Here is a 25,001-nt window from a genome sequence, read left to right as displayed (position 1 = left end):
AAATAAAATTAGCCCTTCAAAAATTGAAAATATAAAATTTAATCTTGATCTTAAGTCTTATAAAAGCGATCATTTTTTAATTTGTAAGTTAGAGGAGTACGTGTGGAACACGAAACGATGGAATTTGATGTTATCATAGTCGGTGCAGGGCCTTCTGGATTATCCGCTGCAATTAAATTAAAGCAACTGGCTTTAGCTTCACAAAAAGAAATTACTATTTGTATACTGGAAAAAGGAGCTCAGGTTGGCGCTCACATTCTTTCTGGCGCAGTTTTAGAGCCTAGAAGCTTAAAAGAATTACTACCAGATAATTGGCAACAAGCACCACTGGATACCCCCGTTAACAAAGATCTGTTCTATTTTTTGACTCAAAATAAATCATTTAAACTCCCTACTCCAAAACCTATGCATAATGAAGGAAATTTTATTATCAGTTTAGGAGAACTATGTAAGTTTCTTGCAGAACAAGCTGAAGCTTTAGGCTGTGAAATATACCCTGGATTTGCCGCAGCAGAAATTCTCTATAATGATAAAAATCAAGTCATAGGTGTTGCTACTGGAGATGTAGGAATTGATAGACAAGGGAAAAAAACCGATAATTATCAACCTGGCATGCATTTATTAGCCAGGCAAACTTTATTTGCTGAGGGATGCCGTGGGCAATTAAGTCAAATATTAATGAGTCGCTATCATTTAAGAGATCATTCGCAACCACAAACTTATGGTATAGGGATTAAAGAAATCTGGCAAGTTGATGCATCACGCCATGAACCAGGCAAAGTCATACATACTGTCGGTTGGCCTCTTGATCATGCCACCTATGGAGGTTCCTTTTTGTATCATCTCTCAGAACAACGAGTTGCAATAGGTTTTGTTGTTGGACTTGACTACAAGAACCCATGGCTCAATCCTTTTGGCGAATTTCAGAGATTTAAAACGCATCCTCTTATTAAATCTGTTCTGACAGGTGGAGAGCGCATTGCTTATGGAGCCAGAGCACTTAATGAAGGAGGATGGCAATCTCTCCCTAAACTTACCTTTCCTGGCGGCGCCTTGATTGGAGATGCTGCCGGTTTTCTAAATGTGCCTAAAATCAAAGGAATTCACACAGCAATGCAATCTGGAATGCTTGCTGCACAAGCTTGCTTTGAAAGGTTCAGCGAGGAAAAGAGTGGTCAATTTGAACTAAGTGCGTACCCTGAGAAAATCAATCAATCCTGGCTAAAGCAAGAGCTCTATGCAGTGCGAAATATTCGACCAGGATTCAAATACGGTTTATTTCCAGGTCTAATTAATGCTGCCTTTGAAACTTATGTCACTCGAGGATATTCTCCATGGACCTTAAAAAATCATGCTGACCATAAGTCTTTAATTCCAGCAGAAAAAGCTAAAAAAATTAACTACCCCAAACCAGATGGCGTGCTCACGTTTGATAAACTTTCATCTGTATTTTTATCAAATACATTTCATGAGGAAAATCAACCCTGTCATCTTAAATTAAAACAACCCAAGCTGGCCATTGAAGTTAATTTCAACCAATACGCTTCTCCAGAAAGTCGATACTGCCCGGCTGCTGTTTATGAAATCATTGAGGACGTTGAAAAAGGACCTCGATTACAAATTAATGCCCAAAATTGTATTCATTGTAAAACGTGCGATATTAAAGATCCTCGTCAAAATATAGTTTGGCAAGCACCAGAAGGTGGGGGTGGACCAAATTACTCAGGAATGTAATCAATCAAACTTAAATAATATTTTTGGATAGAGTCCTGTAGTTATTAGCAGGGATGTTGATATCTTGAACATGAAAATAAGGATTATTGCATGTACCAGCCTTATCTTTTATTTGGCATTTTAATTCTTTCTCTCGTTTTATTTATTTGGAATTATTGGAGATACGATTTCGTTGCCCTGTTTGCACTAGCCCTATCAGTTCTGACCGGCCTTGTTCCATTTAACAAGGCATTTTCAGGATTCAGTAACCCAGCAGTAATCACAGTCGGCTGTGTCATGATGTTAACTTATGCCATCACCCAATCAGGTATATTAAATAATCCCTTTGTAAAATTAAAAAAATTTTCAAAAAAAACATCACTTCAAGTAGGTCTTTATAGCGGGATCAGTGCATTCCTGTCCGCTTTTATGAATAATGTAGGCGCGTTAGGGATAATGATGCCTATAGCCATTCATTCTTTTACAGAACTTAAAAAATCACCATCTATTATCTTGATGCCTATTGCCTTTTGCTCAGTACTGGGAGGAGTAATTACGGCTATAGGCACCCCCCCCAATTTGTTAATTTCCAACTTCCGCAATCAAGTCCTGGGTGCACCATACAATATGTTCGATTTCACCCCTGTAGGTCTTCCAGTAGCAGTAATGGGGGTTCTCTTTATTTCATTGATTGGATGGAAATTAATTCCAGTACGGGCCAAATATAGTAAATCTGGAGATTCATTCCAGATTTCTGATTACATGACGGAAGTAAAAGTTCCGGAAACCTCTTCTCTGTGTGAAAAAACTGTTAAAGAGTTTCTTGAGATGACTAAAGCTAATTTTGAACTGATTGCTGTAGTCCATGATGGTAAAAAGAAATTTGCATACACTGAAGATACCATCATTCATTGTAACGATATTTTGATTATTGAAGCATCTCCAGAAGATTTGAAAAACATTTTGGATTCAAATGGCCTAATCCTTGCTGGCAACAAGCCATTAACCTCAAAAGAGCTCTATGACAGTGATATCATTACCATGGAAGCCGTTGTCTTGCCTGATACAAGTATTGAAGGGCAATCCGCTTCCATGATGAGATTTCGTTCGCGTTATAAGATTAATTTGTTGGCTATTTCAAGAGAAGAATTATCTTTCAGAAAAAAATTAATTGATATTCGTTTTGCAGCAGGAGATGTGGTATTACTTCAGGGAAATGCTGCAACACTTCGCGAAACAATTGTCGACTTGGGATTATTGCCGCTTGCAGAAAGAGATATTAATCTCCATTTGACACAAAAAAAATTTCTACCAATCATTTGTTTTGCACTATCCATCATTTTGGCATCCCTGCAAATACTGCCACTTGATTTTTCTTTCATGTTAGCAGTGCTTGTACTCATTCTATTCAAAGCGATACCAACACACAATCTCTATCGTACTATTGACTGGTCAGTACTGTTGTTACTAGCAGCTCTTATCCCTGTTGGAGAAGCCTTGCAAACGACTGGTGCAGCAGATTTGATTGCAAATGGATTTATGAAAATTGCTGGCCAATATTCACCTATCTTTGCCTTGCTTGCGATTCTGGTTATAACTATGACCTTGTCTGATCTATTAAACAATGCAGCAACGGCATTAATTATGGCTCCCATTGCAATCAAGATTGCTCAGTCATCGCATGTTAATGTGGATTCTTTCTTAATGGCAGTTGCTATTGGTGCCTCGTGTTCATTTCTTACCCCAATTGCCCACCAAAACAACACCATGGTTATGGGGCCAGGAAGATACCGATTTTCTGATTATTTTCGTTTGGGATTACCATTAGAACTTATTGTTATAGCAGTTTCTATTCCAACAATTTTATGGATGTGGCCTTTATATAAATAGAAACGAATTTGGAGAAGCCTGTACCATAACAAACAAAACAAAATGGTACGGGCTAGCGATACTTGAATAGCTAGAAACTCTGTATTCCAAACACATTAAATTTTTTGAGGGTCAATATCCTTAATTTTTTCCCATTGGATATTGCCTTTTTTTATGTTACCGGGAATGTCTTTTGACCAAAATTCTTGTACCTGTTTATTAAGATTGAGATATAAAATGCCATCAACAATTTTCCACGCCAATGGGTCACTCACTACTTTCCGCCCAACCGAAACTGCAAAAGCACAATAACCACCATAAGCTGGCAAATACTTTTCAGGATTAGCCTGAAAAGCTTTCTTGTTTTCATCAGTAGCAAATAGGTAAGCTACTCCATTATGATAGGCAGTGTGGTTACCGCTACCACGGACAGGACCATTTTTCTGATGATAAGAAACCAAATCATAACCTTGAACGCCAACCAGACTAATCGCTGCATCAGAAGCAAACAGCAGAAACGGCAAGAATAATAAAGATATTATTGATAATAGCCTTCCCTTAATTTGTTTCATTTTTATCGTCCTTAATTAAATTATAAATGGTAGTGTTTAAACCACTATTAACTCATTATAGATGCTGCAGCTGTTGTTTGCTTTAAAGCAAACAGTTCTTCTACCTCTTGGCTAATTGCCTCAACAGTCCCTATAGGAAACCATAGATTATTTTTAAATTTTTTACCTTCATGTTTTGCCAGTTCTTTTAAAATGAGGTGTAATTGGTATTCATCAATTTCCATTCCCTTGTTAGTAAGTTCCTTTTTTTGACTTAAAACAATTAATGCATTGACTATGTGAGTCAAAGACAAACAAATTTGTGGATCATTTTGAAATACTTGATCTTGAAACACAATCTTAAGCCTGTTCAATGCTATATCATATTCATTTACAGTTACTTCTTGATAAGCAGTGACAATTTTATGCAAAATTCTTCCTAACGCTTGAGAGTTTCTATAAGCACTATTATCTCTACCGTAGGTTAACTCTTCAAACCGCCTCAAACAATTCAAATTGAAATCATGAACATCTTGCAAGATTTTAGCCTCATCATCAGGGCCATGTATAATAAACTGTCTGGCATAAGTTTTTCTATCCATGTCAATGAGCTCTGTCCTATCAATAACACCTGGGTAACCAAAACTCATGGGATAAGTTCTTACGTCTGGTTTATTCAATATTTTCAATAATGGTGCAAAATCATAATTAAAAACATCCAAAGCAGTAAAACATTTTAAAAACAAATACCACTTCCCTTCTTTATGAGTAAAGCAAAGCTGTAAATAGGAAATATGATCTTGTAGATTAGACGAGTCCATTATTAATGCTGAGTCACTCGACAAATTACTATTGCCATGATTTCGATAAACACTATGCTTAATCGGTAATCTAATCAGAACAGAGTTTATATCTCTCTTGAGCATCATTGGCTGAAATTCTGAATTCACACGATTGCTCGAGGAGTCTTTTAATATAGATTCACCTGTATTGTTTATCGGAAAAAAATCAAACCGAGCTTGTCTGACATCTCTAGATAAAGAAGCGGAGGATGATTGAAGAGATGGATTATTTATTATTTGATCATTTGGATACTTCTTAAGACCAGTACTTTTCATTAATCCTTTAAAAATTCTCATAGTGTAACATCTCCTTTAATGACTCAAATTTTGCAATCCAATATCAACTAGCGCAAGTTAGCTTAATTACTAATATTTGGTCAATAGATATTCTTTCATAACATGCTGCTATCAGCTTATAGCATCTTTACGGCCAACCAAAAAACATTCAGTAAGTTTAATAAAAATTGACTTATCAATATCCAGAATTGAGAAATGACAGGATAGTTGAACACATTCCAATCCAACCAGCCCTATCAATAATCTTTACATTTTCATATAAGAAGTTTGCTTTCCCGTTGTCATTTTCCGGCTATAAAGGTAGACTTGCGTTTGATAAATAAAGTCAAAGTCCCGGTGGCACAGATGGATAGCGCAGCCCCCTCCTAAGGGGCAGGTCGCAGGTTCGAATCCTGCCCGGGACGCCAGCTGTTACCTATGTCTCAATAAGGATAATCAGGGTATAGGCTAATTTTTAATCATCCTGCTATTTACCCTTTCTAATTTGAATAACCGTAATTAATACTTATGGGTAATGATGTGCTTTGTTGGGGTAGAGCCCCATCATTGGGCTAACGCTTTGATACTTAGTGCGATTATTCAAAAGATATCCACTAAACCAGAACTTCTGCAATAATCAAGAGCTAACTATTTCTATGAAAATATTTTTAAATCTAACTATTTGTTAAATAGGGAAAATTCATGTTAGATTAAAAATCTTATTATTACAGGGAGTTGAGAATGAAATACTTATTATTAGGTTTGGGAGCGCTTACCACCATTTCGACAACAGTTTATTCCTCTCCTCCCTTGGGAATTATACAGCCAGTATCCTGCATTACCTCTCAATTCACTTCCACCGGCAATCAACATTGGAGATCCATCAATCTAAAATTAACCAACAGTTGTGGCCAAGCAGTTGATTTTCAGAATTCGACCGTGACTTTTCAGACAAAAGCGTCGCTTAATACGTCGTTTTGGGGTGATTTCTGGCCTTTGTCTTATCCTGATAATACATTAAACATTAGTTCCCAACCACAACCGGGTGGAAATTACCTGGCCACATTGACCTTGCATTTCCCTACCTTCCCAGGTGCCAACAGCAAATTACCAGCTGGAAGTTCAATTACTCTTAAATACGGTGATTTTACTGACAGCTATATTGAAAATACAGTTAATATTTATTTAGGAACACCCGTTAATATCGGAAACATCCAGCTGACTAATAATACAGTAAAACCCACCAATGTGCTTCAGAATTATGCTTTGGTTCATATCACATTAAATGGCCAAGCTGTCAGTGATGTCCAATTGCCTTGGAATAGTACACAACTAATAACCGGCCTTGCTGCAGGAACTTATGGGCTTGCTGCCGAAACGGTTACAAGCACCGACGGCAATACTTATCAGGGTAGCGCAGTTCCTAGTACCGTCACTGTGAATGCTAACCAGACAATCAATGCGACCATTAACTATGCATCAGCTCCCCAAACTGGAAAGATTAGTATCAATCTGCAAGCACTGCCTAGTGAATTAACTGGCTATACTGATAACCCCTCGGTATTGTTAACTCTTCCTCAAACTGGCGCCTCCCAATTGCAAACTGTGAGCTGGGGCAATTCGACCACAGTGACCCAATTAAAAGACGGTGCGTCTTATCAGTTTTCAACATCACCTATCCATTTCAATAACTACCAGTGCAAACCTTTGTTTACACCAACTACAGTTATTGCCAATAAAACCAATGTGCCAACCACTAATCTCACTTACCAATGCGTTCAGGTCGTCCAGGATTCAGTCACTGTAAAAGTGCAAGGGGCACCTGCTTCATTAGCAACAATTAATATTACCTTCACTCCTAATGATAACACAGCACCGATTATGCAAACTGTCGATTTAGCGAATGGAAGTGGCTCTGCGATTATTTCTTTGATTGATGGAGTTATTTACACGGTGTCAGGCCAAGCTGTTTCAGGTTACACCTTAAATTTTTCACCCCAACCGCTGACTGCAACGGCTAATGCCATTGAAACAGTGACTTTATCAGCTAATCCAGCCAGTAATGGTCGCATCATTGGTTACCTGCCTGGCTGGAAAATACCACCGACTCCACAAGCACTGGCTGATGCGGGTTATACCCACATGATGGTTGCTTTCGGCGTATTTAGCACCAGCAAACCAGGACAGATCACACCGGCGTTTGATACTATAACCAAGCCCTACATTCAGTCCTTGCATCAGAAAGGCATTAAGGTCATCTTATCATTAGGCGGTGCATTAACCAGCTTACCGAACACCACGGTTGATTTTCATCAGGCATTGACAGCTGCCACATCACCCGATGCCTTTAAGCAAACCTTTATAAATTCCTTACGTAGTTTAATGGATGAATACGAGTTTGATGGGTTTGACATCGACATTGAGCATGGTTTGAATGGCAGCGGTACCTTTGTCAACCCACAAGGCGACATCGCGGTTTTAGCCAATATTATCAACACGATGTACAGCCAGAATACTAATTTGCTGATTACCATGGCACCACAGACAGCTAATGTGGCAGCAACCAATGGTTTTGACGGGGTCTGGGGTAACTATGCTTCTTTGATTATGCAAACTCATGATGCCTTGGCCTGGGTCGGTATACAACTTTACAATACAGGCTGCATGTTCGGCATTGATATGGTGTGTTACGGCCCAACGCCAACCAGCAATCCTGATTTCAGTGTCGCCATGGCCACTGATCTGCTGGAAAACTGGCCAGCTCAATTACCCAATGGCAGTAATACAGGCTTCCAACCCTATATCAGCCACTTAAACCCATCCCAGGTAGTCATCGGGTATCTCGCAGCTAATGCCAGTGGCAACGGTGACGGCTCGCCTGTAATTCCAACAAGCACCATTAAACGTGCCATCCAGTGCCTGAAAACAGCAACGGTTAGTAGTAACAGTTGCGGATCGTATGTTCCTCCTCGCGCCTATGGAAACATTGGGGGGGTATTTAACTGGGAAGTTACCTTTGATCAGAGTAACAACTTCAGGTTTGCTACTGACCTCAGAAACTGTGTTATCAACGGTGTATGTAGTTGATGTAAGTATGCGCCTCGTCCGAGGCGCATTGTTCTTTTTTTAATATCATAACAGGATGAATAATGAAAAAATTAATAGGAAGTATTGGTCTTGCAATGGCCAGTTTCTCTCTGTTCGCCCATGGAGCTTTGGAAATTCCTATTTCCAGAACGTATCAATGCTACAAAGAAGGGCCAGAAAACCCAAAATCCGCCGCGTGTAAGGCGGCAGTGCAGGTAGGAGGCACACAACCCTTGTACAACTGGCATGAAGTGAACCAGGGTGCGGCCAACGATAAGCATCGTGAATTAATAGCCGATGGTCAATTGTGTTCTGGCGGCAGAGACTTTTTTAAAGGATTTAACTTAGCTCGAACAGATTGGACAACAACGATTATACATCCCGATGCTAATGGTCATTTTCAATTTATTTTCCATGCTACCGCGCCTCATAAAACCAAATATTTCAAATTTTATGCCACCAAAGACAGCTATGATTTCAATAACCCTTTAAAATGGTCTGATCTGGACGCAAGCCCATTTTGTACCATTACCAGTGTTACCTTAGCCAATGGGCGTTATCAGATGGATTGCCCAATGCCTGCAAATATGACAGGTAAACATATTTTTTACATGATCTGGCAACGCGAAGACAGTCCTGAAGCTTTCTATGGATGCAGCGATGTATTTATTGACGGCGTGGCACAAGCACCAACCTGGTATGAACTCCAGGATCTTTATGGCACGGGCGATATCGCCGCCGATACCAAAGTCACTTTGCGAGTTTTCAAGCACGAAGTGGAAGTGGAAAACAACAGCATTACGGTCAACAACAGCAACCGAATGGCTGAGCAATGGCCTTTGGCTTTAGGGACTAAGGTTAACATGTCCTCCTCACTAGTGCGTATTGGTCAACTTGATCCGGAAAGTGGCCAAGTGATTCTGGCAGCCAATCAGGCCAATAAAATCTACCTAAGCGATACTGATATTAGCAATTACCATGTGATGATTGATTTCACCGAGCCTTCCAATACTGCGGATTTGGTTTATCCTGATGGGATTAATAATTATAAAGCTGGTACGATTGTCCTCGGTCGCTTGGACCACAAACGCTATCAATGCAAACCCTGGCCTTTTTCTGGTTGGTGCTCGCAATCCCCAGCCTACTATGAGCCCGGTGTAGGTCTTGCCTGGTCGCAAGCCTGGACTTTGTTAGGTTAAGTGTTGAAATCCCCGCTTTTGGCGGGGATTTTTTAGTGATTTGTCTTGCTAACTCACAATTATAGGTAGCTTACTATTTATAAAGAAACAGGTAAAAAATCTATATTTAAAAAGTTGAACTCCCCGCATCTTGTGGTGCATTATCTATATTAACGTCAGCACTGATATAATTGATCCTCTCAATACATAATCTATAGCATCGACTAATGAAATAAAATTAAATCCACGTTTCCTTAATGGCAAAACGGCGAGAAAATCCAACAATTTTTTAAACCAGCCAAAAATGTTGCGGCACTCAATTGACCACAGCGGTTTCAATAATACGCTTAGGTCAACCTTGCTGCCACCCCTTACAATAATAGCCATGCGTTTCGCAAAACTCATCTAATATGCGTTTCTTCACCTCTCGATTACCTCGGTGGTAAAGTCAACGCTGTGTTTTCAAATATAAATCCATGCGCACTTCCCCCATTTTGGCTTTCCTCCTTTCGGCAACAGGTAATTTGAGGCAATTCATAAATTGATTGAAATTTTATCAATTAATATTAACTTAATGTAAGCATGTTAAAATAACTATCTACATCTAGCCATTGTGAGTAAAAATGAAACTGAAAAACCTGTTTAATATATTTAAAGGATCTGATGATGTTACAAAAATTGAAAACAATGGAGACTTATCAAGTTTACCTCCTGAAGTTTTGCAAATCATAGTAAGCTATTTGGATTCAAAATCAGTGCTTAACGTTCGAACCCTTTCAAAAGACCATCTAGAAAAAATTCATTATTTTTTAAGCGATCTCGAGGTAGCAAAAAAAACTGGGTTAGTAAACTTAGGGTTGCAGGATTTGATTGCTGTAGGTGAAAATGTCATGCATAGAAAACACGGAATTTCTGATTTCTACGGTAAACCGAAAGAACCTGGCTCGAAAAAAATTAACAAATCGTTTGAAAAAAGGGTGACATTATTTACAAACGAAACTGATGCGGATGCACATATTAAAAAACACACCCAAAATAATGAATTTGGTTACCTTGAGAGTAAGCCGCATAAAACCGTGGTTACTGTTAAAAATCCGAACACCCTGTTTCGAATACAAAAACCAACAGGTAAAGAAACGAACCTTGTACTATCTGTTAGTGATAAAGAAGAAATAACTAAAAAACTTGAATTCAAATAGGCAAAGTCCTTGAATGCTATAATCGTGCTGATTAATGAGGATTCGACATAATTGTCCAAATAATAGCCATTATATTTGTGGTAAGTTAACCCCTAAACTAACTGAACGAAAAATAGCTTTCGACCATGCTGTAGATCCTTCAAGTACTAAATCGATACATATCTCAATTTGATCATTTTTATTTCGAATAAACAAGTTATGTAGAGAAAATTAAGTTTGTTGGCTAGAGCCAATTATAGTAAGTACTTTCTCTCTATTTTTGGCCATATAAGCACTTTCAATGAATGAGGGTTAGCATGATATTGGCTACGATACACCATTTGCCAACACACCAATATTTTGTAAATTATCAGTATTATTTTCCATATTTAATGGATCATTCAGGTAGAAAGACAAAGTTTGCTTTTTTGCCAACTACAATAATATCTATTTGTTTGTCGAATCCATACATCGAAGCAGCATCAATCATAAAGGCTTTTGTACATTGAGCAATAGAAATTGTTTCATCTGCCACCATAACAAGTTGTTGGACACTTTCTAAAAAATGAAACGAACTCAAATTAATTGAATTAGTGTTTTTATGCTCTTTGTAGGGATGACGTTCTCTGATTATTAAACTCTTCTGTAAAATCAGGAGTGGTGTCATATAATCCTGGCAGACTTTTTAATAGATTGATTTCTTTTCTTGTTTCTTTACTGAAATTAATCTCCTGTTGATTACTGGTTGGCTCTGCCAATGGCGAAGCAAGGAAAGCATAGGCAAATTCTCTCAATCTATCTGCAGAGTTAGTATGCACTGATTTGATTTCCTGCCATTGCAAACACAGATCTATTTGATCTTGAGTAGCCGCTCCTTTGACCAACATTAGTCTATCAATAGTTTTTTCTACGTGCTGAGACCAAGGTCTGTCTGGATGTTTAAAATTTTGCAATCTTGATTTAAAATCAATGGTTTTTTGTATTGATTGCTCTTGTTGCTCACCACTGTTTGCCAATACTCTTGCTGTTTTTTCATCAAATGGCTGTGGTTTATAATCTGCATCAATCATACTTTTCAGTTGCATGTCACAAAATGCTTTACCTACCTTGATAACGCCCTCTTTTTCTTCCTTCTCAATATGCATTTGAGCAGTCGTTATGGAAATGGGAGGTGCGACCATAACAAAGAGATTTCCATTATCTATGTATTTCAGCATTTCTCTTTTCTGTTCTTTTACAGCACCCTCAACATCAAGTTTACATAATATTTTTTTAACAAAATCTCCTAAATACCCCATAATCCTTTCCATAAAGGATGGATTTTTAAATTCCTTTTCTGTAATGTCCAATTTATTCTCACAAGAAACTCCAATTGTAGTTACAACACCTGGAGTATAAGCTTCTTCCTTTTTAAAGAAGATATTGACAGGTAAATTATTGGCAGCACCACCATCAATGTATTTTCTTCCTTGGTAGATTACCGGATCAAACACTCCAGGTAATGATGCAGAGATACGAACTGCTATGGAAACAGGCATATCAGCGTCTTTCTCATGAGAAAAAATCCGTAACTCTCCATTTTCATCTGTTCCGGTAATGTACAATTCCTTGAATTGCTGAGGATCGTATTGATGTAGCGTGTGTAAATAACCAAAAGTTAAATCAAAATTCGGATCATGCAATCCGTTTATAATTTTTTGAGTGTCTTCTACAATCTGTTTTCTGTTTGCAAGATTGCTGTATTCAGCGCTCTCTTTATCCTCAATTGCATTCAGTTTCTCATCAAGACTTTTCAATTCATTATCCAGAGATTCAGGAAAATGCGTGAAAATAGCCATCCTCATCACATGTTCCATCGCTTCAACTAACTTGGTTCCTTTAGAAGCAATGAGACCAGTTAACTTGGAGGGTTTCGTGACCAGTTTTGCTTCTGCAAGACTGGATTCAGTATTTCGCTGTTCACTCGTTTGCTCATGACTTATTGAAGAATAATCGGCAGAAGAGTCAGCTTGTGGACTTTTATCGCTTTTAGGAAGCAATTTTTTAGTCAATCGGTTATCAACAAAATCCGCTAAACTATTCGCACTACAAAAATATTCCATTAACTCGGCTGATCCACCGCAAGCGACTATCGCTGCGGTCATTGCACCCGCAGAGCTTCCTGCAACATTTTCAATGTTTTCCAATACTCCTTGTTCAGACAAGGATTGCAGCGCTCCAACATAAGCCACCCCTTTGGAGCCACCTCCACGAAATACGAGATTTTTTGCAGTACTCAATTTTCCCAGGTTTACAGACGGCTTATTTGATGTACCATTTTGACTATTTGACGTTTTCATAATTTCACCTGCTCATTTGGGTTTAAATACATAATAACAAGTGAATATGAACAGGATGTGACATGCTTATGAGTTCTTTCTATAGGTTATAACTTATAGTTATATTGGTTGATTTACAGCAATGGCTAAGTCTACATGAGATTATTCAACACGACTCAGTATACAAGATGAGAAACTCTATTTTTGATGTACTTTTACAAAAAATTAAATAAGGATAATCCTTGAATTCTTGTAAAACTTAACTGAGCTGCCTGCAGATTGACTAGTTGTAAATTCAATTCCGTTGCAACAGCGACAGGATCAATTTCTCTAAGTTTTTTTAATGCCGCGGTACTGATGTCCAGATAATCATTATTCGCTTTTTCAGCAGTTTCCAATTGATTGAGCCTTGCTCCCAAATCAGATTGTACGCTCAAAATATGAACTAAAGCACTGTCAATCTGAGCTAATAATTGATTATTTTCAGTTTGAGTAGCTGCTTTTTCTACAGCGGTAGTATAGGGTTTATTCAAGTTATTTATCATACGTTGCACAGTAGAAAAAATAGATTCATTTTTTGCGGGACTAATTGAAAATGAATCTCCTGCTTTGGGCAAGCCAGATACCACCATTTCCATACCATTAAAACTAATGGCACTACCCTCCTGATATAATGGGGCATCATCCGGTAAACCGCTTGGTGGTATCACATTACCACTGAGTGTGCCACTCACCATGACAACCAAGTTACCCTGAGAATTTAAAGCAAAAGTCATTGTGTAATCATCAGGTACAAAAGCTGCTTCATTAGTCACGGAACCAGAACTGACTGAAGCTGTTCCTGTATTAGGGGTTAGCGTTTCTCTTATAGTAAAACGCCCATTTCCATTTGGGATACGCATAAACACATTGTCGCCTGTGTCATTCACTGCTACCAGTAAACTCGTTGTAACCGCTTGAAAACGCTGCGTATTATCACCGTTATAAACATATTGTCCTGACAAACTCAATGATACTGGCTGTGTTAAGGACTTACTACCACTGAACATATAGCTTCCATTACTATCCTTTGTGTTAGCATAATCAAGTAATTGATTTAACAAGGCTTGAGCTTCAACAGCGAGGGTTTTTCTGTCCTCTTCAGAAAGACTGGGGTTTCCAGATTGAATTTGTATTTCACGTAAACGATGAAGTGAGTTAACAGCATTGGATAATATTCCTTCCTCTAAACGTAATGCACTGTCCGCCGCTTGACGATTAGTTTGTAATAACTCTATATTGCTGATACGCTGTTTAACCAACTCAATTTGTGCTGATGCGACTGGATCATCAGATGGAATCCGAACTCTTATACCGCTGGCTTGTTGATCCTGAAGCCTTGCCAATCTCTCTTGTTGAGTCAACAAATTATCCAAACCCCGCTGATATATCTGATTGGTTGAAATGCGCATTCATCACCTCATGATATCGAACAACAAGTTCATAATTTGATTGGATATTTCCATCAACTTTCCCGCTGCCTGGTAGGCCTGTTGAAAGATAAGCAAATTGGCTCCCTCCTCATCCAGATTGACTCCACTTTTGCTATCCTGAAAATCCAATGCCTGCTTATGAAGTATATCGGCAGATTCAAAGCTGGTTTTAGCTTGATTAGTTCTGCCTCCCACTTCAGCAAGCAAATTACCATATCTGTCAAATAAGGTTTCGCTGCCATTGGAAAAAATCTTGTTTTGTTGTATGTTTCCAAGGATCAAACCATTGCGATTATCACCAAATCCACCAATATTGTAATCAGCAGTAAATTGGTCTCCAGATTTAGGAATTCCAGATAAAACAACTGAATAAGAAGGAGTTATCCCATCGGGAATTTGAATGACATTGTTTGTATTTGGTACAAAAGCAAACGGACCGGTTGTTGTACTGTCCGTTACATTAACCAGGTTGTATTGAGTATCCGAAATGAAATCTATTCTGAATTGTTTATTAACAGCAGACGTATCCAATACAGAGCCTAAAATAATTTGACCTTGTCCGGTATTATTTAATGACGCCGCCGTTTTTACCGGAGAGGCCAGCGCAATTTCATTGGCATCTTTTATTTGTAAGGCAAAATCTCTCGCAGCCCCTCTGGTAGGGGTCAGGGTATAATGATCATTATTTGCCAGTTGCGATAAATCGTTTACCGTAATTGTCATTCCATCTATAACCACTTGCCCTGCTGGTGGGGCTGGTGGCGTGCTTGACCAGGTTAAGGTTGTAGAAGTACCGTCTGATTTCCGTATCAATCGTAACTCATTAGCCCCGGTATCGCTAATTATCAGATCGTAATCACTTAATTTCACTTGGGATATATCTGAGATATTGACGGATAAAACAGCGGTTCCACTATTACCAGCTGAAGCTGTAGAGCGTTTCAGCATTTGCGCAGGGGAATTAAAATCAGTGAAAAAATCCTTACCAATTTGGCTATTCATATCCATTCCCAACTTATGTTGGGCATTAAAGGTCTGAGCCAAACCAATAGCCATTTGACCTATTAATTGACTGGCCTGTCCCAGAACATTTTTCTCATAATCTATAAGACCGCCTAACATACCGGTGGTCAGCCTGTCTGTAATATCGACTTGATTATTTCCGCCATTACTTAGGAATATCTTTGTTCCAAAAATAGAATCATTACCTGTACCCACCACCAAATCGCGTTGCTGAGTTCCTGCCACTAGCATATCTCCACTGGCAATTCCAACACTAATCGTGCCATCACCCTGATCAAAAATACTCAGATCGGTATAACCAGATAATTGTTTTAGTAACTCATCTCTATGGTCAAGTAATTCAGGTATATTGTTATTGCCTAATAATTTTCCATTGACCTCCGCCAACTCTTTTGTTATTCGATTAATTAGTTTTACTGATTCTGTTACTTGTAATGTAGAATTACGCTGATACTCTTCAAGTTTTATTTGTAGCGAATTAAATTGCTGAGCCAATAACTGACTCTGTTTTAATACAACACCTCTTGTCGCTATACTATCAGGTATACTATTCAATTGTCCTATTGAATCAAAAAAAGTTTGCAAAGGAACTGAAATACTAGATCCATCTTGTGAAAGCAGTTTATCTATCTGAATTGCCTGATTATAAAACGCATCATACTGAGTTCTATAACTCAAGGTGCTTCGAACCTGAGCATTGGCAAACTGATCAACATTTCGGTAAATCGACGAAACAGATACCCCTGCTCCTATGTATGAACCGGCATAGCGATTCGAGGCAATAGGTGTAAATTGGATAGATTGTCTGCTATAACCCCTCGTTTTAAAATTAGCAATATTATTGCCAGTAACGTCCAAGGCACGCTGAAAGGCATTCAGTCCTGAATAGGCAATATTAAGTATTGACATATTTTGTTCACTCCCTGAACTAATTTATTCTTTGCTCGGGCATAATTATCAAATTTTTTCGGAAAACTCACATCGTTGTATTGCCTGATTCAATTCATCACCATGATATATAGACAAAATTTTACTGCTATAATTCGGGTCAGTAGCATACCCTGCTTTATTTAACTCACTGACATAAAGTTCAGGATTTGCTGCATTGGCCAAAGCAGTCTGGTAACGCTCACTTCCTTTAATTAACGAAATATAATCATGAAAACTATGCTCTATAGATGGATATTTTCTAAAGGAAGCATTTATCTTAATTGGTGTATCGGCAATGTATTCTGTTGTTTTAACCTGAATTGAGTCTGCCTTGCTATTCGACCCAGTCTTTATATTAAACAAATTATTGCTGCTCGAGCCATCCGCATCTCTTGTAACAAATTGACCCCAGCCAGTTTCTAATGCTGCCTGTGCTACTAACAGTTTGGGATCTAATCCAATTAAAGACGCAGCTTGTTTTGCCGTGGACCATATTGATTTTACGAAATCATCAACAACGGATAGCGACTTTTCTGAATTAATACCTTTAGTATTGTTAACCTCAGCAGAGGAATTAACCGGGTTATTTGCTTTGTGCCCAACTGAATTTTCCAGTTGCTTTGCCAGCAGAGATGCCAAGCCTATCCCTTTAGACTCGGCAATAGTACTGGCATATTGTGCATCCAGCATCTCTTGGAAAGTCGCTTCATTCTTACCACTAAAAGGACTGGATTCATCAAGGAAATGCTGTCCCATCCTCATGCTTTTTAACATGGATTGCAAAAATATCCCTTCAAACTGCTTAGCTACTTCAGGCAACGCTTCTTTTGCATTGTTTTTTGCCTGAGTTTTTAATTCATTTAACCCTTGAAAATCGCTCGTAACAATACTTTGTATGGTCATATCCATCACCTTTATATGACTATTAATGTAGCACTCAACGCACCTGCCTGTTGTAAGGCTTCCAGAATAGAGATTACATCGGCAGGTGTTGCACCAACAGCATTGATTCCTCTTACTATATCTTTCAAAGTGGTGCCTTTGGGCAAGATAAAGGCACGGTTATTTTTTTGTTGAATATTAACTTGTGATTGCTGCGTAGCCACTGTGCGCCCAGAAGCAAAGGCATTCGGTTGACTGATAACGGGAGTCTCTGTAATGCTAACGACCAAATTACCATGAGAGACAGCAGCAGATTTAACAATCACATTGCTTGAGATAACCACTGTTCCAGTCCTGGCATTGATAATAATTTTTGCCATGGCTTCGCCTGGTTTAAATTCAATATTTTCAAGCACTGAAACATAGTCTACGCGTTGGGATAATTTTTTAGGAGCTGTTACTACCACAGATCCAGCATCGATAGCTTTTGCTGTGCCAGGCCCCATTAGCTCATTGATAGCATCGCTCATTCGTTTTGCTGTAGTAAAGTCTGGGGTATGCAGGTTGTAAGTTAATGAATTTGAGTAATAAAATGGATTAGGAATATCAGCCTCAATCGTAGCGCCATTAGGAATTCTTCCCCCGCTGGGTACGTTAACAGTGACGCTTGAACCATCGCTCCCGGAAGCACTAATGCCAGATACTACGACGTTTCCTTGTGACATGGCATAGACACGTCCATCCGCGCCTTTTAAAGGAGTAAGCAATAAAGTTCCACCTAATAAGCTTTTAGAATCGCCTATGGATGAAATGTTGACATCCATAGTTTGTCCTTTTTTCATAAAGCTGGACAAATTAGCAGTGACCATCACTGCTGCAATGTTTTTGGAATTGAGTCTAACTCCTGGAGGAACGTTAATTCCTAATTGAGTCAACATATTAGCGAAACTGTCTTCAGTAAATTTCGTGCCAGTTTTATCTCCTGTACCGCTTAACCCAACCACCAATCCATAACCAACCAGTTGGTTAATACGAACACCAGCCAAAGTAGCGATATCTTTGATTCGCTCAGCAAAAACTTGAGTTGCAATCAAATGAAATGCCAACAACCATCCAATAACCAGCATTCGCCGCATCTTAATTCCTTGTCCTTTGTAATCTCGATAATTACCAATTACGTCGGGAATAAAGGCCCCCATAAAATTCTTGATAACCATCCTTGAGCATTCGTATTATTAATTTGGCCAGTTCCACCATAAGAAATTCTTGCATTGGCAATTCTATCAGAGGTAATAGTATTATCTGCTTTTATATCCTGGGGACGAACTATCCCTGAAAGACGAACGAATTCATTGCCCTGATTAATTCTGACCCACTTCTCGCCTTGAACAACCATATTGCCATTCGCCAACACTTTAGCTACCGTTACTGAAATACTGCCAGCTAATTTATTGTTTTGTATTGATCTGCCTTCCCCGTTAAACTGCCTTTGGTTATCCAAATCAAAATCCATGCTGTAACCACTTCCCAAAGAAATTGGCCTACCTAAAAAGAGTTTATTTGTGATTTTTTCCGTATCATTTTTTCTCTGAGTGGTAGTCGCATTTTTCTGGGCATCTGTTTTTTCTATCAAATATACTGTTAATATATCACCTGGATGCCTTGCCCTGGGCGTTTCAAATAAAGGGAGAGCCGTTTCACTACTATAAATAGCACCACTTACCTTTCTTAACTCCTTGGGATCCGGTGTTACAGGATAGGTTGGAGCATAATCAGGATTATCGCCTGGTGCTGGTGGATGTAAGGCTTCACACCCAAACAACAAGGCTGTAGCCAAGCAAGTGGTAGCTATATTAAATCGATTCATAACCTATCTCACTTACAGAGTTTGGGTTAAATATTGCAACATACTGTCAACGGTCTGAATGCTTTTTGCTGTTATTTCATAGCTTCTTTGAGCCTGAATCATATTAACCAATTCTTCAACCACATTCACATTAGAAGCTTCTAATGAACCTTGCAATAAAGTACCCAATCCCGAATTACCCGGGTTATCTGTAATTGGTGTACCACTCGCTACGGTTTCCGTATACAAATTCTGTCCAATCGGTTGCAATCCGGCAGGGTTTATAAAATCAGTTAATTGGATATTGCCTATAACGGATGGTGCATTATTTCCCGCGACTAAAGCACTAACTGTGCCATCTGTTCCAATAGTAATTTTTGTCGTTTGCGGCGGTATCGTAATGTTGGGTTGCAGAGGATACCCATTACTATTAACGATCTGGCCTGTACTATCAGTTTTAAAGCTTCCATCACGTGTATAAGCTTGTGTGCCATCTGGCATTAAAACTGTAAAAAAGCCACGTCCTTCGATAGCGACATCCAAAGCATTTTGCGTATTCTGAAGACTGCCCTGACTGAATATTTTTTCTGTAGCAACCAGATGCACTCCAGTCCCCATATTTATACCGGTAGGAATTTGCGAATTTTGTGAGGATTGTGCGCCAGCCTGGCGAAGATTTTGATAAATTAAATCCTCAAATAAGGCTCTACCCTTTTTAAAAGCAGTTGTGTTGACGTTAGCAAGATTATTCGCAATAGTAGCAATATTCTTATCCTGGGCTTCCAAACCTGATTTACTGACCCATAATGCTGGTTCCATAACGGCCTCCTGCTATTATTCTTCTTATTATTATTTCGGCCCTAATTATCATTTCAGATTCGCAAGTGCATAAAAACATCTTCCGCTTTACAAGCATCTATGGCTTCTAACAACTGGAGAGCAGCTTACCTTGACTGAAACAATAACTAAATTAATTACGTTTATTCCTGCAATAGTTGTGCCAATTTTTGTCCATTATCATCAACTGTTGATAATAGTTTCATTTGGGCATCAAATTCCCGACCAGCACTGATCATTGCTACCATTTGATCAATTGCTTTGACATTACTTCCCTCTAAGGCACCACTTTGCAATTTAATGTTACTATTAGCAACAGCAGCACCTGATTTCAGCTGGATTAAACCCTCATCATTTTTATAGATATTATTTCTATCCAGCGTAACCAATTTAATCCTGTCTAATATAGCCAGGGATTTGGCATCACCTTCTAAAGGCACAATCGATATGGTTCCATCCGAACCTATCTCGATGGATTGAGCAGGAGGAATAGAAATTGGGCCTCCATCACCTAAAACCACCTTACCCGAGGCAGTAATTAACTGTCCATTAGGATTCAAACGCAAACTGCCCCCTCTGGTATAAGCTTCACGGCCTTGGCTATCCTGAACAGCCATCCACCCCTCTCCATCAATAGCCACATCCAAATCTCTGCCTGTCGTAATAATCTCTCCAGGAGAAGTATCCACTCCATTAGCATTTTGAGTTACAAATGAATGCACATTGAATTGATTATTTCCATTAGCATTATTCATATACATCGTCTGTGCCTGATATAAATCCGCCTTAAATCCTGGGGTATTAATATTCGCCAAATTATTGGCGATTATTTCCTGTCTTTTAAAATCTGAGCGACCACCAGAAATAGCATTATACAGGATCGGTTCCATGAATTATCTCCTAGCGAATATTGATGATCGTTTGAGTAATTGCATCGCCAGTACGAATGGTTTGCGCATTCGCCTGAAAATTGCGCTGAGCACTAATTAACTTAACCAATTCACCAGTCAAATCCACATTCGATTCTTCAAGTCTTCCTGAGTTAATTAATCCCAAACCACCACTCCCAGGAGCACTAACTAATGGTTGTCCTGAAGAAGTGGTTTCAGCCCAGCTGGTATTGCCTATATTTTGTAAACTTTCTGGATCTGCAAAATTAGCCAACTGAATCTGGCCCATTGCCAAAGATTGGCCATTAGTATAACGGCCGTAGATCATTCCTGAGTCATCAATATCCAGCCCTGCTAGACTTCCGGTAGTATAGCCATTATTATAAGTCGATTGAACGGCAAAAGGACTGCCAAATTGAGTACTGTCCGATAAATCGATATTTAAATTTAAAGGACTGGAACCATTGTTTAAATTGAATGACAAAGGAATTAAATTATTGGGTAACGCAGCATTTGAAGTATCGAATACTCCCGCAAAAGAGCCATCGGAGTTAAAGTTTGCTCGGAATAAATTATTTGTATTTTGAGGTCCCACATTAGGAGGAACGTTTTGATTGTCTATCTGGAATGCCACATACCATTGATTTTCTGTTCCAGCAGGTGATGCGGCATTAGGTGTGCCAGCTAAAGCTGTAGAATCCGCATGAATAAAATACATGCTCAATACATGTGAATTTCCTAAACTATCATAGATTGTTGACGAACTGACATTATTATATGTATCACTTGCCGGAGTAGCACCTCCTACCCAATCCACATTAGGTGCTTTGCTTTGAGAATACAAATTAACACCTACAGAGACATTTGAACTGGCTCTGGGAGTAATATTCGCGGTGTTTATTCGTAAATCACCTGAAGCCCCTGTAATGGCACCGTTAGAATCAGTTAGTAAACCAGTCAACCGTTGATTATTTGCATTGACTATATAGTTCTCATTATTCAACTTAAATTGCCCGGCTCGAGTATATATCTTGGCTCCTTGATCACTTAATATAAAAAAACCTGAACCATTAACAGCCAGATCAAGAGTATTGTTTGAAGTACTCAATGTTCCTGTAGCAAATGATTGGTGTACACGCGACAGTTTAACGCCTCCACCCACTGCGTTGCCGCCAGAGCCATAAGCGCTGGATGAATAAATGTCTGCAAACTCAGCTCTTGAGCCTTTAAATCCTACTGTGGCTGAGTTCGCAATATTATTACCTATAACCTCCAAATCTCTGGTTGATGCCTGGATTCCACTTAATGCTGTGTTAAAAACCATAATAGCCTCCTGCTTTATAATTTTTTAGCATTTGCCCTTGACTGCTTTATAAGCAATGCGTTAATGACTTAAGTCTTCGTTTTGATAAGGCCACGGTGACCGAAATCCTTACTTTATACTGATATTTGCCTAACCTGACTTAAATAGACTGAACCTACACCAGCAACATTGAGCTTTAGATCCTCCCCATTTTGACCAAGGCTGACACTATCGACATTAGCTGACGTCATAGTTTTCAATGCCACTTCTTGTCCGCCATAAGTACCGCTGACCTTTATAGTATATCGTCCTGATGCCAGGCGCTGATTGCTTTGATCAGTACCATCCCAACTGAATTGGAAAAATCCTGGTTCTGGTTGCCCCAAGGGAATAGTTTTTATCAACTCGCCAGATTCCGTGTAGATTGCGGCACGAAGATTAGAAACACCAGGCGCCATATCTATAGCAGCCTTTACATCTCCTTCTGGACCCAGGCTCAGCGTGTTGCTGTTGACTAACACCTTGCGGCCGACCAAAGCGGATGCTTGAAGCGCTTGATTGGATTGTAGAGAAGAAGCCAGCTGTTGCAATGACTCTTGCATTTTTGTGATTCCATCATTGGTGCTAAATTGAGCCAGTTGTGATAAAAACTCCCCATTTGCCTGTGGTTGTAGAGGATCTTGATTTTGAACTTGTGCCACCATCAAACGCAAAAAATCCTGTTGCCCCAAGTTTTGTCTTTTACCTGAATCAATTTGATTCAAACCTAAACCACCTGCCGAATTGGAACCATTTACTGAATTAGTAGTCATTCCCTTCCCCTTATTCGCCTAATTGCAGCGTCCTTTGCATAAGCTGTTTGGTTGTATTAAGTAATTCAATATTCATTTGATAAGAACGAGAGGCTGAAATAATATTTGCCATTTCTTCAACGTAATTGATATTTGATGTATAGACAAACCCATCTTTATCAGCTATTGGACTATTTGGATCGTATCTTCTGTGCGGTTCTGCGTCACTCTCATAAATACCATCCAGTTTCACCCCAGCCTTAATTTGCTCCCCCATCCATTGATTTGCGTTCTCCTGGACTGACTTGAAAACAGGATATTTGGCTTGATAGACTTCCTCTGGGCTGCTTGCTTCAACATTCGCATTGCCCATATTACCAGCACTGGTAGTCAAACGCACTGTTTCTGCGGTCATTGCAGAAGCTGCAATGTCAAAAATTGCATTTAATGACATGATTATTCCCCTTTCAAAGCAGTTAACATGGACTTTATTTTGCCATTTAAGAAACTCAAACTGGCCTGATAGTTCAATGCATTTCGAGCAAACTCGGTAGTCTCCATATCTTTATCAACAGTATTACCATCTAAAGAAGCATGATGTGTCATTCGGTATTTCAAATGAGTCATAAAATCGGCATTCGTATTAATATGCTGATCCGAAGTTACCCTTAACTGCTGGCTGTTACCGGCCATAGTCGCAGTCAGTACTTCATTAAAATCAACATCCCTGGCTTTAAAATTCGGTGTATTAACATTGGCTATGTTATTAGCAAGAACGGATGCCCTCTGATCTCTTGCAATCAAAGCCTTGGCATGAATCCCAAAATAAGAATCAAGATTAATGGCCATATTTACTCCTGTCTTATTGTTATTTAAGTCTTAATCATCATTTGACATTATGCCAATTTTCCAAAGCCATATATGGCTTCATGCTTGTTTCCAAACTTCACAGAAACATAAAAATGATAAAAACATCTTGTTTAAACAAAGCAAACATTGTGCCAATATCTAAAAAATGAGAAAATGAGGCATCCAAGCGGTAATCCCCAATGTGGAGTCTCATCATGTCAATCCCGAAGACACTTCCTTCTCATGCGATAGAACAAATTAAATCTTATCTGCTTCAGCTCCAAAATACAATTTGTGTTTCTCTGGAGTCACTGGATGGCAAAGCCAGATTTCATGAGGATTCCTGGCAGCGAGTTGCTGGAGGTGGAGGAAAAACCAGAGTTATGGCTCATGGGAATGTATTTGAAAAAGCCGGTGTCAACTTTTCGCATGTCTCAGGGGAGCAATTACCAGCATCAGCCAGCGCACAAAGACCGGAATTGGCAGGAAGATATTTCAGCGCATTAGGAGTATCTCTGGTCATCCATCCAGATAATCCTTATGTGCCAACAACACATGCCAATGTTCGATTTTTTGTTGCTGAAAAGGAAGGCTCAGAACCAGTCTGGTGGTTTGGTGGAGGTTTTGATTTAACACCCTATTATGGGTTTGTTGAAGACTGTATGCATTGGCATCAAACGGCATTAAATGCCTGTTTGCCCTTTGGAGAAACTATTTACCCAAAATTCAAGCATTGGTGCGATGATTACTTTTTTATTAAACATAGGAATGAAGCACGCGGTATTGGCGGCTTATTTTTTGATGATTACAATGAAATCAGCTTTGATCACAGCTTTGATCTCATGCGTAGCATAGGTGATCATTTTATTCTTGCCTATGAACCCATAGTGGATCGTCGTAAAGATATCCCTTTTGGTAATAGAGAAAAAGCGTTTCAGAATTACCGAAGAGGTCGTTATGCAGAATTCAATTTGGTCTATGATCGAGGCACTTTATTTGGCCTGCAATCTGGCGGAAGGACGGAGTCCATATTGATGTCCCTCCCTCCCATTGTCCATTGGGAATACAATTGGCATCCTGAAAAAGGCAGTGATGAAGAAAAATTATACACGGATTTTTTACCTGCAAAAGATTGGTTAAAACAGGAATAAAACATCAAACTCAAA

Annotated in this window: 20 protein-coding genes and 1 tRNA gene; 7 read left to right on the top strand and 14 right to left on the bottom strand. The window is 39.0% G+C overall.

Features of this window, described 5'->3' with window-relative positions:
• Positions 1-102 precede the first annotated feature (102 nt).
• A complete protein-coding gene (locus OQJ02_RS05865; RefSeq protein WP_416209885.1) occupies positions 103-1,734 on the top strand; it encodes an electron transfer flavoprotein-ubiquinone oxidoreductase in 1,632 nt (543 codons plus the stop codon).
• Between the two features lie 90 nt (positions 1,735-1,824).
• Positions 1,825-3,603, top strand: coding sequence for an SLC13 family permease (locus OQJ02_RS05860; protein WP_265718298.1), 1,779 nt, complete (start codon positions 1,825-1,827; stop codon positions 3,601-3,603).
• 95 nt (positions 3,604-3,698) lie between these two features.
• Here the strand turns inward: OQJ02_RS05860 and OQJ02_RS05855 are convergent, their stop codons facing one another.
• Both OQJ02_RS05855 and OQJ02_RS05850 read right to left on the bottom strand, forming a co-directional pair.
• A complete protein-coding gene (locus OQJ02_RS05855) occupies positions 3,699-4,154 on the bottom strand; it encodes a YHS domain-containing (seleno)protein (RefSeq protein WP_265718297.1) in 456 nt (151 codons plus the stop codon).
• Between the two features lie 47 nt (positions 4,155-4,201).
• Positions 4,202-5,272 (bottom strand): type IV secretion protein Dot, encoded by a 1,071-nt coding sequence (locus tag OQJ02_RS05850; RefSeq protein WP_265718296.1) that lies wholly within the window; start codon positions 5,270-5,272, stop codon positions 4,202-4,204.
• Positions 5,273-5,602: 330 nt separating this feature from the next.
• On the opposite strand from OQJ02_RS05850, the gene OQJ02_RS05845 reads away from it, so the two are divergent.
• From OQJ02_RS05845 to OQJ02_RS05830, 4 genes are all read left to right on the top strand, one after another.
• Positions 5,603-5,679 (top strand) — tRNA-Arg (locus OQJ02_RS05845).
• A gap of 313 nt (positions 5,680-5,992) precedes the next feature.
• Positions 5,993-8,338, top strand: a complete 2,346-nt coding sequence (locus OQJ02_RS05840; RefSeq protein WP_265718295.1) for a glycosyl hydrolase family 18 protein — start codon at positions 5,993-5,995, stop codon at positions 8,336-8,338.
• Positions 8,339-8,400: 62 nt separating this feature from the next.
• On the top strand, positions 8,401-9,537 hold the full coding sequence (locus OQJ02_RS05835) for a lytic polysaccharide monooxygenase (protein WP_265718294.1): 1,137 nt from the start codon (positions 8,401-8,403) through the stop codon (positions 9,535-9,537).
• 602 nt (positions 9,538-10,139) lie between these two features.
• On the top strand, positions 10,140-10,715 hold the full coding sequence (locus OQJ02_RS05830; protein WP_265718293.1) for an F-box protein: 576 nt from the start codon (positions 10,140-10,142) through the stop codon (positions 10,713-10,715).
• 578 nt (positions 10,716-11,293) lie between these two features.
• Here OQJ02_RS05830 and OQJ02_RS05825 read toward each other — a convergent pair.
• The 12 genes from OQJ02_RS05825 to flgB form a co-directional block, all read right to left on the bottom strand.
• Complete coding sequence (locus OQJ02_RS05825; protein WP_265718292.1) at positions 11,294-13,033, bottom strand: patatin-like phospholipase family protein; 1,740 nt, start codon at positions 13,031-13,033, stop codon at positions 11,294-11,296.
• A 194-nt stretch (positions 13,034-13,227) separates the two neighbouring features.
• Positions 13,228-14,463 (bottom strand): flagellar hook-associated protein FlgL, encoded by a 1,236-nt coding sequence (gene flgL, locus OQJ02_RS05820; RefSeq protein WP_265718291.1) that lies wholly within the window; start codon positions 14,461-14,463, stop codon positions 13,228-13,230.
• Between the two features lie 3 nt (positions 14,464-14,466).
• Positions 14,467-16,416: a flagellar hook-associated protein FlgK gene (gene flgK / locus OQJ02_RS05815; RefSeq protein WP_265718290.1), complete on the bottom strand. Its 1,950-nt coding sequence runs from the start codon at positions 16,414-16,416 to the stop codon at positions 14,467-14,469.
• A gap of 48 nt (positions 16,417-16,464) precedes the next feature.
• Positions 16,465-17,340, bottom strand: a complete 876-nt coding sequence (locus tag OQJ02_RS05810; protein ID WP_265718289.1) for a glucosaminidase domain-containing protein — start codon at positions 17,338-17,340, stop codon at positions 16,465-16,467.
• Between the two features lie 11 nt (positions 17,341-17,351).
• Positions 17,352-18,455 (bottom strand): flagellar basal body P-ring protein FlgI, encoded by a 1,104-nt coding sequence (locus OQJ02_RS05805; RefSeq protein ID WP_265718288.1) that lies wholly within the window; start codon positions 18,453-18,455, stop codon positions 17,352-17,354.
• Positions 18,456-18,493: 38 nt separating this feature from the next.
• Positions 18,494-19,186: a flagellar basal body L-ring protein FlgH gene (locus OQJ02_RS05800; protein WP_062726780.1), complete on the bottom strand. Its 693-nt coding sequence runs from the start codon at positions 19,184-19,186 to the stop codon at positions 18,494-18,496.
• A 12-nt stretch (positions 19,187-19,198) separates the two neighbouring features.
• Positions 19,199-19,984, bottom strand: coding sequence for a flagellar basal-body rod protein FlgG (flgG, locus tag OQJ02_RS05795; protein WP_011213579.1), 786 nt, complete (start codon positions 19,982-19,984; stop codon positions 19,199-19,201).
• Positions 19,985-20,145: 161 nt separating this feature from the next.
• A complete protein-coding gene (gene flgF, locus OQJ02_RS05790) occupies positions 20,146-20,892 on the bottom strand; it encodes a flagellar basal-body rod protein FlgF (protein WP_265718287.1) in 747 nt (248 codons plus the stop codon).
• A 10-nt stretch (positions 20,893-20,902) separates the two neighbouring features.
• A complete protein-coding gene (gene flgE, locus OQJ02_RS05785; protein WP_265718286.1) occupies positions 20,903-22,216 on the bottom strand; it encodes a flagellar hook protein FlgE in 1,314 nt (437 codons plus the stop codon).
• Positions 22,217-22,329: 113 nt separating this feature from the next.
• On the bottom strand, positions 22,330-23,007 hold the full coding sequence (gene flgD, locus OQJ02_RS05780; RefSeq protein WP_265718285.1) for a flagellar hook assembly protein FlgD: 678 nt from the start codon (positions 23,005-23,007) through the stop codon (positions 22,330-22,332).
• A 10-nt stretch (positions 23,008-23,017) separates the two neighbouring features.
• Positions 23,018-23,440: a flagellar basal body rod protein FlgC gene (flgC, locus tag OQJ02_RS05775; protein ID WP_265718284.1), complete on the bottom strand. Its 423-nt coding sequence runs from the start codon at positions 23,438-23,440 to the stop codon at positions 23,018-23,020.
• 2 nt (positions 23,441-23,442) lie between these two features.
• Positions 23,443-23,835, bottom strand: coding sequence for a flagellar basal body rod protein FlgB (gene flgB / locus OQJ02_RS05770; protein WP_010946948.1), 393 nt, complete (start codon positions 23,833-23,835; stop codon positions 23,443-23,445).
• A gap of 215 nt (positions 23,836-24,050) precedes the next feature.
• Here flgB and hemF point away from each other — a divergent pair, with 215 nt between their 5' ends.
• On the top strand, positions 24,051-24,986 hold the full coding sequence (gene hemF / locus OQJ02_RS05765) for an oxygen-dependent coproporphyrinogen oxidase (RefSeq protein WP_265718283.1): 936 nt from the start codon (positions 24,051-24,053) through the stop codon (positions 24,984-24,986).
• Positions 24,987-25,001: the final 15 nt, after the last annotated feature.

This window comes from Legionella sp. PATHC032, assembly GCF_026191185.1.
Taxonomy (GTDB): Bacteria; Pseudomonadota; Gammaproteobacteria; order Legionellales; family Legionellaceae; genus Legionella.
The sequence above is the reverse complement of the archived record's forward strand: the minus strand, read 5'-3'. Positions and strand labels throughout refer to the sequence as shown.